We start from the raw sequence: 15,424 nt of genomic DNA on the forward strand, positions 1-15,424 counted from the left end.
TGCTTTTTTGCGCGTTGCGAGAATAAAAACTGGCTTTTACTATTCGAATTAAGCATTCAAAGGCTTTAAGAATTCATTTAAAACAATATTGGAATGATTCTTGAAGTGCTTTGAATCAAGGCTCGGGCTTGTAGCCCGATCATTTTTTCGAGTACCGATCAATGTCCGATGTGAACGCACCCACTGGCCTGGCCGCTCTGGAAGCTCGCTTGCAGCAGGATCTGGCCTGGCTGGATCTGCCCGCCAAGCCATGGGTCAAGCCCAGGATCAGCGCAGGGCAGGCCGTGCTCGACGTAGCGATCATCGGCGGAGGCATGGCCGGTCTTGCGCTGTCCGCAGAGCTGCGCAACCTCGGCGTAGCGGCGGTCATTTTCGATCAGTCACCAGCAGGTTTCGAAGGCCCCTGGGCCACCACCGCACGGATGGAGACCCTGCGCTCGCCAAAGCAGTTGACCGGGCCGGCGCTGGGCTTGCCAGCGCTGACATTTCGCGCCTGGTACGAAGCGCAATTCGGTGTCGACGGCTGGGCGTTGCTGGACAAGATTCCACGTCTGCAATGGGCCGAGTACCTGCGCTGGTATCGCAAGGTGCTGGCCCTGGACGTACGCAATGAGCACCGCATAAGCCGGGTAGCGCCCAGAACGGACGGTCTGATTGAGCTGGATGTCGTCACGCCGGTGCAGACGCAATTCCTGCTGGCCCGCCATGTGGTGCTCGCCACGGGTCGGGACGGTCTGGGCGGTCCTTGGGTGCCGGATTTTGCCCGGCAGTTGCCGCAGCACTTGTGGACACACTCGGCGGCGGGTTTGCAGGACAGCTGGTTCGCCGGTAGACGCGTTGCGGTCATCGGTGGTGGCGCCTCGGCGATGGACAGCGCTGCCACGGCGCTGGAGGCTGGCGCAACGCGGGTCGATCTGCTGATCCGGCGTGCCGAGCTGCCGCGCATCAACAAAGGCAAGGGCGTCGGCAATCCCGGCATGGTCCATGGCTACTGGCGCCTGCCCGACGTCTGGAAATGGCGTATTCGCCACTACCTCAATACCCAGCAGGTCCCACCGCCGCGCGGCAGTACCCTCAGAGTATCCGCTTCCGGCAAGGCGCGGTTCATGCTCGACAGTCCGGTGCTTTCCGTCGAGGAGAGCGCTGCTGGAGGCGTCTGGCTGAATACGCCGAAGGCCCGTATCGAAGCAGATTTCGTGGTATTTGCCACCGGGTTTCGCACCGACTTCCGGCAGCGCCCGGAATTTGCGCCATTCTCTGCGCAGATCCGCGTCTGGCAGGATCGCTTCCAGGCACCGAGCGGCGAAACCGATGCCGAACTGGCTGCGCTGCCGGATCTGGGCAACTGCTTCGAATTTCAGGAGAAGACCCCAGGCGCCTGCCCGGGGCTGAACCACATTCACTGCTTCAGTTATCCGGCAGCATTGAGCTACGGCGCGGTATCCGGTGACATTCCTGCTATCAGCGAGGGCTCCAAACGTCTGGCCCATGCCCTGGTCGGGCAGTTGTTCAACGAGGACATCGCCCTGCATTTCGACACCATGCTCGATTACGCCGAGCCAGAGCTGCTGGGCGATGAGTGGGTCGCCAGCCAGCCAGGCGCTGCAGAGCTGCGCCAATGATCGGCTGGGCGCTGCGTCGGCTGACTCAATCATTGCTGGTCATCCTGTTGATGACGCTGGTGGTGTTCGTCGGCCTCAATGCCATCGGCAACCCGATGGACATTCTGGTGGGTGAAGACCTCAATCAGGCTGAGCGTCTGCAGGCCATCGCGCATTTGGGGCTGGACCAGCCGCTGTGGCAGCAGTACCTGATTTTTCTCAAGGGTGCGGTTCACGGCAATCTGGGGCAAAGCTTCGTGTATCACGAGGACGCCATGCGCCTGATTCTGCAGCGTTTGCCTGCAACCTTCGAACTGGCGTTCAGTGCCCTGTTTCTGGCAGTGGTCATCGGTGTGCCGCTGGGAATGTTTGCCGGCATGTACCCCGAGCATCCGCTGTCCCGGCTGATGATGGCCGCCAGCATTGTCGGCTTCTCGCTACCAGCCTTCTGGGTCGCATTAATGATGATCATGCTCTTCTCCATCACCTTGGGCTGGCTACCGGCCAGCGGTCGGGGCGAGACCCGTGAGTGGCTGGGCGTGCAATGGTCATGGCTGACGCTGGACGGTTTGCAGCACCTGCTGTTGCCAGCGCTGAACCTGGCGTTGTTCAAGATTTCCCTGGTGCTGCGTCTGACCCGAGCCGGTGTGCGCGAAGTGCTGCCCCAGGAATTCGTCAAATTCGCCCGCGCCAAGGGCCTGTCACCGATGCGCGTGATGTGCATGCACGTCATGCGCAACACCATGATTCCGGAGGTGACGGTGCTGGCCATGGAACTGGGCTCGACCATCGCCTATGCCGTGGTGACTGAAAGCATTTTCGCCTGGCCGGGTGCCGGCAAGCTGATTCTCGACAGCATCAACATGCTTGACCGCCCGGTGGTGGTCGCTTACCTGATGGTGGTCGTGGTGATTTTCGTGGTGCTCAACCTGATCGTCGACGGCTTGTATTACCTGCTGGACCCACGTGTACGCATCGAGGCCTCCCGATGAATGTCATTCAAAAAGCCCCGATCGGCAGCACGCTGTTGCAGGCCCAGTCACCCTGGCGACGAGTGCTGACCGAGTTCTTCAGCTCGCCCACGGCGGTGACGGGCCTGGTGGTCCTGCTGATCATTGTGCTGGTTGCAGCCCTGGCTCCGTGGATTGTGGTGCAGAACCCCTACGACCTGATGCAGCTTAACGTCATGGACGCGCGCATGCCGCCTGGCAGCCTCAATGGGGACAGCGGTTACACCTATTGGCTGGGTACCGACGGGCAGGGCCGCGATCTGGTCTCGGCGATTATCTATGGCCTGCGCATCAGCCTGTGGGTCGGCATTGGCTCGGCGTTGATTGCGGCAGTGATCGGTACGCTGCTCGGGCTGGTGTCTGCGTATGTCGGCGGTTGGCTCGATGCTTTGCTGATGCGTCTGGTCGACCTGCTGCTGTCGTTCCCGGTGATTCTCATGGCGCTGATGATTCTTGCCTGGCTGGGCAAGGGCGTCGGCAACGTGATGCTGACTCTGATAATGCTTGAATGGGCCTATTACGCGCGCACCGCACGCGGTCAGGCGCTGACCGAAAGCCGCCGTGAATACGTCGATGCGGCGCGCGGGCAGGGCGTGGGGCCGCTGCGTATTGTGGTTGGCCACATTTTGCCCAATTGCCTGCCACCGCTGATCGTGATCGGTGCCTTGCAGATCGCCCGCGCCATCACGCTCGAAGCAACCCTGTCGTTTCTCGGCCTGGGCGTACCGGTCACCGAGCCGTCTCTGGGGCTGCTGATTGCCAACGGCTTTCAATACATGCTCAGCAATGAATACTGGATCAGCCTGTTTCCGGGCCTGGCGCTGTTGATCACTATCGTTGCGATCAATCTGGTCGGTGACCGTTTGCGCGATGTCCTGAACCCGAGGTTACAGCGATGAGCGTGTCTGAAATGTCGCCTGCACCTGACGCAGCCCAACAGCCGACCCTCGATGTGCGCGACCTGTGCACTTCGTTTCATACCCGCGCCGGTGTGCTGCCAGCGGTGCGCAACGTTTCGCTGCGGGTACAGCCGGGACGCATTCTGGGCCTGGTGGGTGAGTCCGGTTCGGGCAAGTCGGTCACCGGCTTTTCGATCCTCGGTCTTGTCGATGAACCTGGGCGCATCAGCGGCGGCCAGGTGCTGTTCAAGGGGCGCGATCTGACCAGACTGTCTGCCTCGCAACTACGTGACATTCAGGGCAACCGGGTAGCGATGATCTTTCAGGACCCGATGATGACCCTCAATCCGGTGCTGCGGGTCGACACGCAAATGATCGAGGCCGTACGTGCGCACAGCCCGCTGAGCAAGCGCGAGGCCCGCGAACATGCCAGCCGCACGCTGGCGCTGATGGGCATCGCCAGCCCGGAAGAGCGGCTGCGCGCCTATCCGCATCAGTTGTCTGGCGGTATGCGCCAGCGGGTGGCGATTGCCATCGCGCTGCTGCATGCACCGGACCTGGTCATTGCCGATGAGCCGACCACGGCGCTGGATGTGACCATTCAGGCGCAGATTCTCAGTGAAGTGCAGAAGCTGGTGCGCGAGCAGGGCACCTCGCTGATCTGGATCACCCATGATCTTTCCGTGATCGCGGGGCTGGCTGACGATGTGGCGGTGATGTACGCCGGACGCATCGTCGAGCAGGGTTCGGTCGCCGATGTACTGGATCGCCCGCAACACCCCTACACACAAGGGCTGATCGACAGCCTGCCAAGTCGCAACCAGCGCGGTCAGCGCCTGCGGCAGATCCCGGGCATGGCACCCGACCTGCTGTCGATGCCGGTCGGTTGTGCTTTCGCGGCGCGTTGCCCCAGAGCCTCGCAGGTCTGTGCGCAGGAGCCTCAACCCCACGAGGCACGACCGGGCCAGATGGTTCGCTGTTTTCACCCAGGAGCGGCCGATGCCCAGTGATCAGATTCCCCTTATCGAGCTGCATCAGGTCAGCAAGACCTTCGGCAAAGCCGTGGATAAGCGCTCCCTTCAGGGGCTCCTGCAACGGCTGCACCTTACCCGTGCAAAACCGCTGACCCATGCGGTGGATCGTGTCGATCTGCGCATCATGCGCGGTGAAGTGGTCGGGCTGGTGGGCGAGTCAGGCTGTGGCAAATCGACCCTGGGGCGCATGGTTGCCGGGCTGCTGCCGGTCTCTTCAGGCACCACGTCGGTGGACGGCAGGCCGCTGGACAGCCTGACCACACGTGAGCGCAAGGCGCTGCGCCTGAAAGTGCAGATGATTTTTCAGGACCCGTCTTCGAGCCTCAACCCGCGTCTGCGGGTCGACCGGATCGTTGGCGAAGGTGCGCTGTTGCACGGCTTGACCGACCGCAAGGGCGCAGATGATTACGTCAGTGCGCAATTGCAGCGTGCCGGGCTCAGCCCGCAATTGCGTCAGCGCTATCCGCATCAGTTCAGCGGTGGCCAGCGTCAGCGCATCGGGATTGCCCGTGCGCTGGCGGTGCAACCGGAACTGCTGGTGTGCGACGAGTCGGTGGCGGCGCTGGACGTGTCGATTCAGGCGCAGATCCTCAATCTGTTCATGGACCTGCGCGACGAACTGGGCCTGACCTATCTGTTTATCAGCCATGACCTGGGCGTCGTCGAGCACCTCTGCGACCGCGTCGTCGTGATGTACCTGGGTCGTGTGGTCGAGACAGCATCGGTCGATGACCTGTTCGCGCGGGCCAATCACCCGTACACCCAGGCTTTGCTGGCGCAGATCCCGCGCTTCGATATTCGCAGTACCCGTTATGACGCGATCCAAGGGGAAATCCCCAGCCCGCTTAACCCGCCTGCCGGGTGTCATTTCCACCCTCGCTGCCCGCACGCCATGGCGCGCTGTCGCGAGGAAGTTCCAGCGCTGCGGGAGGTTTCGCCGAATCACCAGAGCGCCTGTCACCTGAATGACCAACGCTGAACGGGCACCTCAAACCCGTCACCTTCTGCCATTGCGTACAAGGAATCACCCATGAAACCACTCGTTCGTTCGTTGTTAGCGTCGGCCCTGCTGCTGGCCGCCGGCAGTGTCACGGCACAGGACTTGCGCATCGGCTATGCCGACCCGGTCTCGTCCCTCGATCCACAGCTCAATAACTATGCCGGAGACCGTTCGGTAGCGTTGCATGCCTTCGAATCGCTGGTCAGCCGCCGTGATGACAAGACCCTGCCAGGCTTGGCCAAGAGCTGGAAGGTCGTGGACGACACCACCTGGGAGTTCGCCCTGCGTGATGACGTCAAATGGCAGGATGGCACGCCGCTGACCGCCGATGATCTGGTCTTCTCCTTCGAGCGCGCGCGAAACGTACCCGGCAGCGTGGCCTCTTACGCAGGGGCCATGCGTACCGTGGAATCGGTCAAGGCCAAGGACGATCACACACTGATCATCAAGACCCGTTCGCCCAACGCCAATCTGCTGCCGGACGTCGATTCGATCTATATCGTCAGTCGCCACGCCGGTGCGGCAGCCAGCAGTGCCGATTACAACTCGGGCAAGGCGATGATTGGCACCGGACCTTACCGGCTTGTCTCGTTCGTGCCGGGTGATCGCACGATATTCGCTCGCAATGACAGTTACTGGGGTGGCAAACCGACTTGGGACAAGGTTGATTTCCGTTTCATCGCCAACGCCGCCAACCGTACTGCAGCCTTGCTGGCGGGCGATGTCGACGTGATCGACAAGGTATCGCCTACTGATGTGGAGCGCCTGCGCAAAACGCCGAACGTCAATGTCTTCGCCTATCAGGGGCTGCGTGCGCTGATCGTTCAGCCGAGTTTCCGCGCCGGCCCGAACGAGTTCATTCGCGACAACGCGGGCAAGCCGCTGGCCGAAAACCCGCTGCTGGATGTGCGGGTGCGCAAGGCGCTGTCCCTGGCCATCAACCGCCCGGCCATCAACGAACGCATCATGCAGGGCACCGTCACCGAAGCCAATCAATGGATGCCGGCCAATACGTTCGGTTACAACCCGCAGATCAAGAACATTCCCTATGACGTCAAGCAGGCCAAGGATCTGCTGGCGCAGGCAGGCTTTCCCGAAGGCTTCCAACTGACTGTGCATGTGCCAGGTGACCGTTATCCGCAGGCACCGGAGGTCATGCAGGCGGTGGCGCAGTTCTGGACACGGATCGGCGTCAAGGTTCAGCTGGAGGTATTGCCGTGGGCGGTGTACGCGGGCAAGGCCAACAAGAATGAACTGGCGATCAGCGTGATTGCCTGGGGCAATGGCACCGGCGAGGCGGCGTATGCCCTGACCAATATTCTGACCACGGTCGACAGCAGCAAAGGGCAGGGCGCTTCCAACTGGGGGCATTACAGCAATCCGCTGGTGGACAAGGCCCTGGCTGATTCGACCGCTGAGTTCGACGAGGCCAAGCGCCGCAAGATTCTCCAGGACTCGGTGCAGATTGTCAGTGACGACGTCGGCATCATCCCGCTGTTCCATTACCAGAACATCTGGGCAGCGCGCAAAGGCCTTAAGGTCGAGCCGCTGGTCAGCGACCGCACTGCAGCGACCATGGTCACCGAGCAGCCTTGATTCTCTTTCATGAACGCGCCGCTTTTGCCAGCGGCTGCGCGAATGCAACCACAGCATTGCAGGACCTGTCATGACATCGACCACTGAACATTCAACGACTCCGGACACCCTCGATAGCCTGTTGGGCATTGCACCCGGCAGTCCGCTGCACGCGGTTCGTCATGCGCGGGACAAGGTGGCCCTGGCAACCCAGGGCAGTCAGGACTTGTTTTTCGACCCGGCACTGGCACACAACCTGTCACTGAGCGAACGCCTTTGGGTGGCGTATTACGCAACGCTGCTGAGCGCGCAGCCGACTCTGAGCGGGTATTACCTGTCGCAGTTGCAGACGGCAGGCGCCGAGGCAAATGTGCTGGCCGATGTGGACGCCAGCCGAATCGATCTGCTGGAAGACCCACGTCTGGCGGCGATCCTGCGCTTCACGCGGACCTTGATCGAGTCTCCGGTACACGGCGATCAAAGCGCGTTGCAGGCGCTGCAACATCAGGGCCTGAGCACCGCTGAAATCGTAGTGCTGGCACAACTGATCGCATTCCTGTCCTATCAAGTGCGTCTGGCCGCAGGGCTGGGTGCGTTAAAGTCTGCCGGAGCAGCCTGATGAGCGAACTGATTGAAATTGAAGGTTTCACCAATCAGGTACTGGGCTGGAAAGCCTGGCTGCCAACCGTGGACCTGAACAGCGCGACCGCCGGGCAGGTTGCGGTGCTTGAAGAAAGCCACCCGCAGGCCAAGACCTCGGATTACTATCTGACCTTGGCACATCACCCTGACATCCTTCGTCAGCGCTCACAGGCGTTCAACGCGATCATGTACGCACCGGGTGGCCTGTCGCGCGCCGAGCGGGAGCTGGCGAGCACTGTCGTGTCGCGGATCAACCGCTGCGTGTACTGCGCGTCAGTGCACGCGCAACGCTTCGAACAACTGGCCAAGCGCAATGATGTTATCGCCCAGGTATTTGCCGACCCCCATACGGCAGGTACGACCGCGCGTGAAAAAGCTATCGTGCAGTTCGCCATCGACCTGACGCTCGAACCGGCCTCGCTCAACGCCGGGCACATCAATGCACTGCGCGAGCAAGGGCTGGACGATGCGCAGGTGCTGGACCTGATTCACGCCATCTCGATATTCGCCTGGGCCAATCGGCTCATGCTCAATCTGGGAGAACCAGTGTTTCCAGAGGTTTAAAGACTGCGGTGTTCTCAATCGCTGCCGCGCTTCAGTAATGGCCGGGGCGAAGTCTGGCCCGGTCGTTGCAGGTTCGCTGTACTAGTGGATAAGCAACCTGGTCACGATTGAGGTAATGGAATGCTGATAGCGCACATTTCTGACACGCATGTACGACCCAGAGGGCTACTCTATCAAGGCGTTGTCGATTCGAATGCAATGCTGGCGGCTGCCGTCGAAACGATAAACGCCCTGGATCCGGCGCCTGATCTGATCCTGTTCAGCGGTGATCTGGTGGACGAGGGGCGACCCGAGGAGTACGCAATGGCCCGAGAGCTGCTGCAGCCGCTGCGCCAGAGGCTTTTGATGATACCGGGCAACCATGATCATCGGCAGAACCTGCGTAGTGCCTTCCCGGAGCACGATTACTTCATCAATGAGGAAAACTGCAGCTTCGTCGACTCGGGTTCCGCGCCGATGCGCATCATCGGGCTGGATATCAGCGTGCCCGACCAGCACCACGGCGACATGACCGATACCGCCACCCAATGGCTGGATCGTACACTGGCGCTGGAGCCTGACAAACCGACGTTGATCATGATGCATCAGCCGCCGTTTTCAAGTGGCATTCACTGCATCGACGCCTATCGCTGTGAAAGGGGCGAGCGGCTGGCCGAGGTGGTCTCCAGATACCCGGCTGTCGAGCGAATCGTCTGCGGTCATATTCATCGTTTCATGCAGCTGCGCTTTGGCGGCACGCTGATGTGCACGGCCCCGAGCACGACGACGGCCATTGCCTTGCAACTGCGCCCGGATGCTGCCGACGCTTCCTATGTCGAGCCTCCCGCGCTGTTGCTGCACCACTGGAAGGCCGACACCGGCCTTATTACCCACTGGGTGCCGATAGGCCGATTTGAAGGACCGTTCGCCTTCGCCTGAGCCGCCGCATCAGCCTGGCAGCCAAGCGCCGTCAGGCCACTTGGTCGTTAATGAGATTGAACAGAATGACGGCCGCAATCAATCACCGGTAGCGCAATGCCTCCAGCAAAAGGGCAAATGCGGGTGATGCCTGGCGTCTGCTCGGGTAGTAGAGGTGGAGGCCGGCAAAGGTCGGTGACCAGTCTTCCAGCACCTGAATCAGGCGTCCGGCTTCGATATGCTGGGCGACAAGGTCATGCGGGATGTAACTCAGGCCGAAGCCATCGAGTGCAGCATCCAGCAGTGGATAGACCCCGTTGAACGTGACCTGACCGGTGACACGCACGTTCAGGCTCTCACCATCCTTGGCGAACTCCCAGGCGTACAGCCCGCCGTTGGTAGGCAGTCGCAGATTATTGCAACGATGGGCTGTAAGGTCTCTGGGCGTCTCGGGTTTCGTGCGGCCTTCGAAGTAGGCTGGAGAGCCGACTACCGACAGACGCATGTCCGGGCCTATGCGGGTGGCGATCATTCCGTCTGCTACGGCTTCACCCAGCCGCACCCCCGCATCAAACCCCTCGGCGGCGATGTCGACGAAGCTGTAGTCGCAATACACTTCAACACTGATGTCAGGGTACTTGGGCAGAAAGGTGTTGAGCACTGGCCGGATGATGAGGTCCAGTGAGTGATCCATCGCGTTGATACGGATCTTGCCGGCAGGGGTGTCGCGCAAGTCGCTCAGTCCTGCCAGCTCGATTTCAATTTCATCGAAGTGCGGGCCGACTTTCTGGATCAGGCGTTCGCCAGCCTCCGTGGGCGATACGCTACGCGTCGTACGTGTCAGCAGACGCAGGCCAAGGCGCGCTTCCAGGCTGCGAACGGTATGACTCAATGCTGATTGTGAAACACCCAGTTTGGCAGCTGCCTTGGTAAAGCTTCGCTCTTTAGCGACTGCGAGGAAGGCAAGCAGATCGGCGGCGTTTTCCCGAAGCATTGATGAGTCCTGTCGATAAGTATTTTCGAATTGTAGTGGATAGTCGCAATAGTTCTCGGTGGGTAGATTGGAGCACTCTCCAATAACGCTTAAGGATTTGCCATGATTGTCATCAATTCCAGCGGCTCACAGCCATCAGCCAGCGGCCCGGCCGATTACTTCACCGGCACAGTGCGTGTTGATGCGCCATTCAAGGGGTCGCAAGACACCAGAATCAGCGGTGCTACCGTCACCTTCGAACCTGGCGCACGCACGGCCTGGCATACCCATCCCTTGGGGCAGACGCTGATTGTCACAGCAGGCGCGGGGCTGGTGCAGGAAAAAGGCCAGCCGGTTCGTATGATCAAGCCCGGCGATACTGTGTGGATCGCGCCCAACGTCAAGCATTGGCATGGCGCAACCGCAACGACGGCCATGACCCACATCGCCATTGCTGAGGTGCTGGAAGGCGAGGTGGTTGATTGGATGGAGCAGGTCTCGGATGTCGACTACCACGCCGCCAATAACGGCGAGTAACCATGCCGGGGCCAGGTCGCCATATCAATACGAGGCCCGAATCGCCTTCGGCGATCACTTCGCCAACGGTCTGCCCGCGCTGACACCGCGGGCGATGGCTTGCCCTGTGGAGCCTGCACCGATGACCAAGATAATTTTTTCGGGTTTCGCATGAACAGTTTCTCGGTAAAACTCGAGCGAATCCGCATGTGCAAATCCGCCTCGTGATGACCGGATTACCTTATAGGCCTGTCATTTCGTCAACAATAGAGCGTGATCGGATAGGCTCATGAATTCAGCTCATGAGTAAACATTGAAGAGGACGTCCATACAATCAGGCATCAGTATTTCTGCTTGAGCCTCGACCACATCAGCGAGGCAAGCGAGCGGGATGCCATGAGCTGTTCCTCGGCTCGAACTGCAGAGGGCAGGGCATGCCACGGTATGCTGGCGGTTCGGTGGTGCTGCAAGTGCAGGTTGATGTGGTAGGGCCAGATGAAAAATCGTCCCAGCCAGCCGACGCGCCAGGCGTATGTCCAATCTTCCCAGCCAGGCGTGACGCCGGGGCCGCCGCTGTGCTCGGCCATGCTGCGAATTTTCTGTAGCAGGGTGCCGACCGTTATCAGGGGCAGAAACCACAGCATCGCCACCAAACCGAACGTTTGCGCCGAGCATTGCCAGATGAGCGCGGCGACAATCACCAGCCAGACCAGCGCTGCCGAAATCAGCGGGCGGGTGATCGCTGGCGGCGCGCCTCCTGCGGCCTTGTAGGCGGCAATATTGCGCAGCGTATTGATCAGCAGCAAGTCGCCCAGCAGTTGTCTGGCCAGCAGCTTCGTGGTTAACGGCCGGAAATGCCAAGGCTGGCGGTAATAGAGAAAGCGTCGTTCCGGGTCCTGTTCGGTACCCGCGTGCTGGTGATGGTCTAGGTGCAGGGGGCGGTAGAATTCGATCGGCACCAGGCCCGGGACACCGATAGCCAGGTTGATCAGGAAGTCATTGGTACTGCGCTGTCGAGTCAGGTGGTAATGGGTCGCATCGTGATACAGAACGAACAACGCGTGCTGCCTTGCTGCCACGACGAGCACAGCCAGCAGATAAAAGCGCCAGTCTGCGAGGTAAATCGCGACACGAATCGTGACCAGTATGCACAGCCATTCGAGCAGCAGTGCCGATAGAGTGCGCATGTCCACCGCACAGTGCCTGAGGACCAGAGTCGTGATACCGCAGGCCACGCCAATGACCAAGCCTGAGACCATGTCGGTGAAGACATGCTGCCCGGTGGTCATCACCGTCAGCATGAGCACTGCACTCCAGAGGACAAATACCCAGGCCGATCGCAGCCGCAACCCGCCCATGACCATGCTGATTGCAACAGGTAACGCCACATGCCCGCTGGGTGAGGCCGCCAGTGGCGCATCGAGCCGGTACAGCCTGTCGAGCCACGCGGAACCGGTTTCAGGACGCAGGATCATGGTCGGCCAGAACAGGTGGCTGACCAGGCACAGCCCGGCGGCCAGGGCACCAGCGAAAAACACCGGCAACAGCCATGATGACTGGCGCCCCATGTACACAAGCACTGGCATCACCAGCGTATAGCTGAGATACAGCGGCAGCGTGAACGGCAGCAAGGGCATATGAGCGTCGACAATGCCAGGCTCGACGAGTCTTACAGCGCCCATTGGAACGTGTGTGACCAGAAAGTACAGCAGGCCGGTGACCAGCAGGTAGGCCAACAGCCACGTGACGGGACGATCAGTGCTGGACGTGGCGCAGTGATGAGGATACATGGGTGCGAAGCCTGGTTCATTCGATACGTGCGCAAGCGAACACCCGGACAGGCCAGACTATGCGCAGCGATGTTTTCAGAAGAATCGGGACATTGTGCCGAGAGACTGGTTGCCCTTGGCGGCCCGGCGATTCAGAATCCGGTCATTGTGTTTCCATACATCGAAGGCCTCCATGAGTTTGTGCGCGACCGCCGTTGGGCGCCCCGATTTACGATCGGTCGATATCGATCGGATGTTCGAGATTTATTCTGCCTGCTATCAGGATACCTGCCGGGTTCGATTCGAGCAGGATCTGGATGACAAAACGCATTGTGTCGTTTTGCGTGACACCCATGACACGATCATGGGCTTCACGACGCTGAAACTGTTTGAAATGAGCTGGGACAACCAGCCCTGCAAATTCGTCTTTTCCGGAGACACTATCATCACCCCTGAACACTGGGGCAGCCAACAACTCGCCTTCGCCTGGTCACGACTGGTGGGCGACCTGTGGCGTCAGTCTCCCGATGTCCCCCTGTACTGGTTTCTGATCTGCAAGGGGCATCGAACCTATCGCTATCTGCGGGCAATGGTACTGGATTACGCACCGCGTGCGGGTCATTCGACAGCGCCTCGTGTTCAGGCCCTGATGGATCACCTGGCACATGCGCGTTTTGGCGATGCCTACGACCCGGCCACCGGCGTGCTGTCATTCAAGTCACCGCAGGGGCGCCTCAGCGCGGAGCTTGCACTGATCTCGGAAAATCACGCGAAGCTGCCGGAAGTCGAGTACTTCCTGCAAAAGAACCCTGGTTACGCCGAGGGCGACGAACTGGTTTGCCTGTGTCGTCTTGACCCCGAAAACCTGCGACCGCTGGCTCGACGGCTGTTTGTGAGCGAGCAGTATTCGACGTGCTGATTCGTCGGGCCGGTGCGGCGGACAATTCGCAACTTCTCGACTTTCAACGGCGGCACACGATGCGCGGGAGCATGCCGCTGCGTTTTGATCGTAGCCCGGACTATTTCGCCCTGCATCGCTGTCATGCCGACGATCAGCGCACCTGGATCGCAGAAGGTCCGGAGGGCGAGCTGCGCGGCTCGGCCAGTCTGGTGGTACGTGATGGTTACCTGCACGGTGGTGTCGAGCCGGTCGCGTATCTGGGCGATCTCCGACTGACGCCCGATCGCAGGTTGTCCCGGTCATGGATGGCTGAGGTAGAGGCGCGTCTGGCGGATCTTTCCCGTGAAACAGGCGCACAGCATGCCTATTGCTGCATCATCCGCAATAACGCTCTGGCAACCCAGTCACTGTTGGGAAGACGACGAGCAAACCCGCTGAAACTCGCACACTGGCGTGGCTACAGTAATGTCTCAGTGTACGGCCAGCGTGGCTTGAGTAGCGTTCCCCGTACGAGCGCCAAGGTGAGGGTGGTACGGGCAGCTCCCCGGTATCTGGATGCGCTGAGGGCGTTTCTCGATAGCGAGTCATCCCGACAATCGTTCGGCTGTGTGTTCACCGAGGCGGAATTTGAGCGCAGGCTCAGCCAGTGGCCGGATTTCGGCATTGACTCGTTTCTGCTGGCTGTCGATGACCGCGACAACCTGCTTGGCTGCGTCGCGCCTTGGGACGCCGGGAAGATAAAACGTATCGTCGTCGAACAGATGCCCCTGACGCAGCAGTTACTGCGCCTTGGCTACAATGCGCTCGCCCCTCTGGCAGGCCGACCGGGTATCGCCGCGCCTGGCCAGGCACTGCGGGATATCTACCTGACCCACCTGCAGGTTCGCCAGCGTGACCCCGAGGTATTTTGCGCACTGATGGATATTGCCTGGAAGCAGGTACGCAACGACTACTCGCTGATGCAATTATGCCTGTACGATCAGGACCCGCTGTGGAAGGCAATGCATCGGTATCACGCCTTTTCCTTGCCGATGGACCTTTACACGGCACCCTGCGGTGGCCACGCAGCCGAGTTTACCGAGGCTTGTGCGGCGAGTATTCCGGGCTTCGAAATCTATCTGGTGTAGAGCCTTCTGGCGCACGTGTCTGGTGAAGGATGTCGAGCAATGTCCGCCAGAATCTCGCCGGGTCAAAGCCGGGGCCGCCCAGTATTGGCTGACCATGATCCAGGTCCGGCAGGCAGACCTGCGGGACGCCTGGCAATGCCAGGTGTTCCATGTAGAACTGACCGTCATGTGCATGCCCGGGACGCAATGCATTCAGGCGCTGATGATGAGTATCGAAATGTGAGCGCCGCGCAGCGGACCAACTGACGACATGCAGGCAGTGCAGCGTGTCGGGCAGGGCGGAGAGCATTTTGGCAACCTGTGGGTCGCGGCGGCTGCTGATGTCCCGGGTACCCGCAGCCAGCGGAGCGCTGTTGATCATCACTTGACGGAACCTGTCCATGCGATAGCCTCGGCCAGCGCCAGCGGCGCCGTGACCCAGCAGCGCATCGATGATCGGCGATGGCCCAGCGGGCGGCTGCACCAGAGCGATGCCGTCACAGGCGTCGAGCAGATGCTTGTTCTGTGACAGCGCTGCCAGTGTATCCAGGCCACCCTTGCTATGAGCCAGCACCACAAAACGCTGTCCTGGTTTGAGTCGGTTGCCGAGTAGGGTCGCGATGTGCCTGCCTTGCGCGATCACACCGCGAGAGGAACGCACCGGCATACGCAGGACATCGTGGCCCGCAGAGGTGAGGGACCGGGCGCAGGCGCGATTGCAGTAGAGGATGAATTCCGAGTAGAGACCTGCAACCAGCACGACCAGGGTGTCCTTTGGCAGAGCGGGCAAGGGCGCTTGCCAGCGCTGCAGGAACAGATCGGTCCAGTCCAGCTCCGCAGGATGACGCACGAACGCAGTAGCCGGGAAATGCCTTTGCCATTCCTCGAAGCCCTCGGGTTTCCAGATCGTCCTCATGCGAGCCGGCCCCGAAAGCTG

The 15,424-nt window shown here is 60.6% G+C and carries 15 protein-coding genes; 12 read left to right on the forward strand and 3 right to left on the reverse strand.

The features are described from left to right. The first annotated feature begins 161 nt into the window (after nucleotides 1–161). From LCH65_RS14240 to LCH65_RS14280, 9 genes are all read left to right on the forward strand, one after another. Nucleotides 162–1,622, forward strand: a complete 1,461-nt coding sequence (locus LCH65_RS14240; RefSeq protein ID WP_058396949.1) for an NAD(P)/FAD-dependent oxidoreductase — start codon at nucleotides 162–164, stop codon at nucleotides 1,620–1,622. Then, nucleotides 1,619–2,593, forward strand: coding sequence for an ABC transporter permease (locus LCH65_RS14245; protein ID WP_226439563.1), 975 nt, complete (start codon nucleotides 1,619–1,621; stop codon nucleotides 2,591–2,593). The genes LCH65_RS14240 and LCH65_RS14245 overlap by 4 nt, the downstream gene beginning before the upstream one ends. Then, nucleotides 2,590–3,510 carry an ABC transporter permease gene (locus LCH65_RS14250; RefSeq protein WP_226439564.1) on the forward strand — a complete coding sequence of 307 codons (921 nt, stop codon included), beginning with the start codon at nucleotides 2,590–2,592 and terminating at the stop codon, nucleotides 3,508–3,510. The genes LCH65_RS14245 and LCH65_RS14250 overlap by 4 nt, the downstream gene beginning before the upstream one ends. Next, nucleotides 3,507–4,520 carry an ABC transporter ATP-binding protein gene (locus LCH65_RS14255; protein WP_058396947.1) on the forward strand — a complete coding sequence of 338 codons (1,014 nt, stop codon included), beginning with the start codon at nucleotides 3,507–3,509 and terminating at the stop codon, nucleotides 4,518–4,520. The genes LCH65_RS14250 and LCH65_RS14255 overlap by 4 nt, the downstream gene beginning before the upstream one ends. After that, complete coding sequence (locus tag LCH65_RS14260) at nucleotides 4,510–5,523, forward strand: oligopeptide/dipeptide ABC transporter ATP-binding protein (RefSeq protein ID WP_003434043.1); 1,014 nt, start codon at nucleotides 4,510–4,512, stop codon at nucleotides 5,521–5,523. The genes LCH65_RS14255 and LCH65_RS14260 overlap by 11 nt, the downstream gene beginning before the upstream one ends. A 51-nt stretch (nucleotides 5,524–5,574) precedes the next feature. After that, on the forward strand, nucleotides 5,575–7,140 hold the full coding sequence (locus LCH65_RS14265; protein ID WP_054081440.1) for an ABC transporter substrate-binding protein: 1,566 nt from the start codon (nucleotides 5,575–5,577) through the stop codon (nucleotides 7,138–7,140). A gap of 70 nt (nucleotides 7,141–7,210) precedes the next feature. After that, nucleotides 7,211–7,738 carry a CMD domain protein gene (locus LCH65_RS14270; protein ID WP_074807657.1) on the forward strand — a complete coding sequence of 176 codons (528 nt, stop codon included), beginning with the start codon at nucleotides 7,211–7,213 and terminating at the stop codon, nucleotides 7,736–7,738. Beyond that, the gene (locus tag LCH65_RS14275) at nucleotides 7,738–8,325 is read left to right on the forward strand and encodes a peroxidase-related enzyme (protein WP_005743666.1); all 588 of its coding nucleotides are present in this window, start codon (nucleotides 7,738–7,740) and stop codon (nucleotides 8,323–8,325) included. Before LCH65_RS14270 ends, LCH65_RS14275 begins: the two co-directional genes overlap by 1 nt. 120 nt (nucleotides 8,326–8,445) lie before the next feature. Further along, nucleotides 8,446–9,243 carry a phosphodiesterase gene (locus tag LCH65_RS14280; RefSeq protein ID WP_054081438.1) on the forward strand — a complete coding sequence of 266 codons (798 nt, stop codon included), beginning with the start codon at nucleotides 8,446–8,448 and terminating at the stop codon, nucleotides 9,241–9,243. 82 nt (nucleotides 9,244–9,325) lie between these two features. On the opposite strand, the gene LCH65_RS14285 is transcribed toward LCH65_RS14280, so the two are convergent. After that, entirely contained in the window at nucleotides 9,326–10,216 is an 891-nt protein-coding gene (locus tag LCH65_RS14285) for a LysR family transcriptional regulator (RefSeq protein ID WP_054081437.1), read from the reverse strand. Between the two features lie 102 nt (nucleotides 10,217–10,318). Between LCH65_RS14285 and LCH65_RS14290 the strand changes: the two genes are divergently transcribed. Then, nucleotides 10,319–10,732, forward strand: coding sequence for a cupin domain-containing protein (locus tag LCH65_RS14290; protein ID WP_226439565.1), 414 nt, complete (start codon nucleotides 10,319–10,321; stop codon nucleotides 10,730–10,732). Nucleotides 10,733–11,052: 320 nt separating this feature from the next. On the opposite strand, the gene LCH65_RS14295 is transcribed toward LCH65_RS14290, so the two are convergent. Beyond that, nucleotides 11,053–12,501, reverse strand: a complete 1,449-nt coding sequence (locus LCH65_RS14295) for a fatty acid desaturase (protein WP_003434029.1) — start codon at nucleotides 12,499–12,501, stop codon at nucleotides 11,053–11,055. Between the two features lie 232 nt (nucleotides 12,502–12,733). Here LCH65_RS14295 and LCH65_RS14300 point away from each other — a divergent pair, with 232 nt between their 5' ends. Beyond that, nucleotides 12,734–13,399 (forward strand): hypothetical protein, encoded by a 666-nt coding sequence (locus LCH65_RS14300; protein WP_003434027.1) that lies wholly within the window; start codon nucleotides 12,734–12,736, stop codon nucleotides 13,397–13,399. Then, nucleotides 13,393–14,508 (forward strand): hypothetical protein, encoded by a 1,116-nt coding sequence (locus LCH65_RS14305; RefSeq protein WP_003434026.1) that lies wholly within the window; start codon nucleotides 13,393–13,395, stop codon nucleotides 14,506–14,508. Before LCH65_RS14300 ends, LCH65_RS14305 begins: the two co-directional genes overlap by 7 nt. Here the strand turns inward: LCH65_RS14305 and LCH65_RS14310 are convergent. Beyond that, nucleotides 14,456–15,403 (reverse strand): hypothetical protein, encoded by a 948-nt coding sequence (locus LCH65_RS14310; protein ID WP_003434024.1) that lies wholly within the window; start codon nucleotides 15,401–15,403, stop codon nucleotides 14,456–14,458. The two genes, LCH65_RS14305 and LCH65_RS14310, sit on opposite strands and share 53 nt — an antisense overlap. Between the last annotated feature and the right edge of the window lie 21 nt (nucleotides 15,404–15,424).

This window comes from Pseudomonas sp. MWU16-30316, from assembly GCF_020515645.1.
Lineage (GTDB): Bacteria > Pseudomonadota > Gammaproteobacteria > Pseudomonadales > Pseudomonadaceae > Aquipseudomonas > Aquipseudomonas cerasi.

Bases quoted from the DNA above. Each gene is read 5' to 3' on its own strand.
- LCH65_RS14240 (WP_058396949.1), top strand. From the start codon at position 162: ATGTCCGATGTGAACGCACCCACTGGCCTGGCCGCTCTGGAAGCTCGC.
- LCH65_RS14245 (WP_226439563.1), top strand. From the start codon at position 1,619: ATGATCGGCTGGGCGCTGCGTCGGCTGACTCAATCATTGCTGGTCATC.
- LCH65_RS14250 (WP_226439564.1), top strand. From the start codon at position 2,590: ATGAATGTCATTCAAAAAGCCCCGATCGGCAGCACGCTGTTGCAGGCC.
- LCH65_RS14255 (WP_058396947.1), top strand. From the start codon at position 3,507: ATGAGCGTGTCTGAAATGTCGCCTGCACCTGACGCAGCCCAACAGCCG.
- LCH65_RS14260 (WP_003434043.1), top strand. From the start codon at position 4,510: ATGCCCAGTGATCAGATTCCCCTTATCGAGCTGCATCAGGTCAGCAAG.
- LCH65_RS14265 (WP_054081440.1), top strand. From the start codon at position 5,575: ATGAAACCACTCGTTCGTTCGTTGTTAGCGTCGGCCCTGCTGCTGGCC.
- LCH65_RS14270 (WP_074807657.1), top strand. From the start codon at position 7,211: ATGACATCGACCACTGAACATTCAACGACTCCGGACACCCTCGATAGC.
- LCH65_RS14275 (WP_005743666.1), top strand. From the start codon at position 7,738: ATGAGCGAACTGATTGAAATTGAAGGTTTCACCAATCAGGTACTGGGC.
- LCH65_RS14280 (WP_054081438.1), top strand. From the start codon at position 8,446: ATGCTGATAGCGCACATTTCTGACACGCATGTACGACCCAGAGGGCTA.
- LCH65_RS14285 (WP_054081437.1), bottom strand. From the start codon at position 10,216: ATGCTTCGGGAAAACGCCGCCGATCTGCTTGCCTTCCTCGCAGTCGCT.
- LCH65_RS14290 (WP_226439565.1), top strand. From the start codon at position 10,319: ATGATTGTCATCAATTCCAGCGGCTCACAGCCATCAGCCAGCGGCCCG.
- LCH65_RS14295 (WP_003434029.1), bottom strand. From the start codon at position 12,501: ATGTATCCTCATCACTGCGCCACGTCCAGCACTGATCGTCCCGTCACG.
- LCH65_RS14300 (WP_003434027.1), top strand. From the start codon at position 12,734: ATGTTCGAGATTTATTCTGCCTGCTATCAGGATACCTGCCGGGTTCGA.
- LCH65_RS14310 (WP_003434024.1), bottom strand. From the start codon at position 15,403: ATGAGGACGATCTGGAAACCCGAGGGCTTCGAGGAATGGCAAAGGCAT.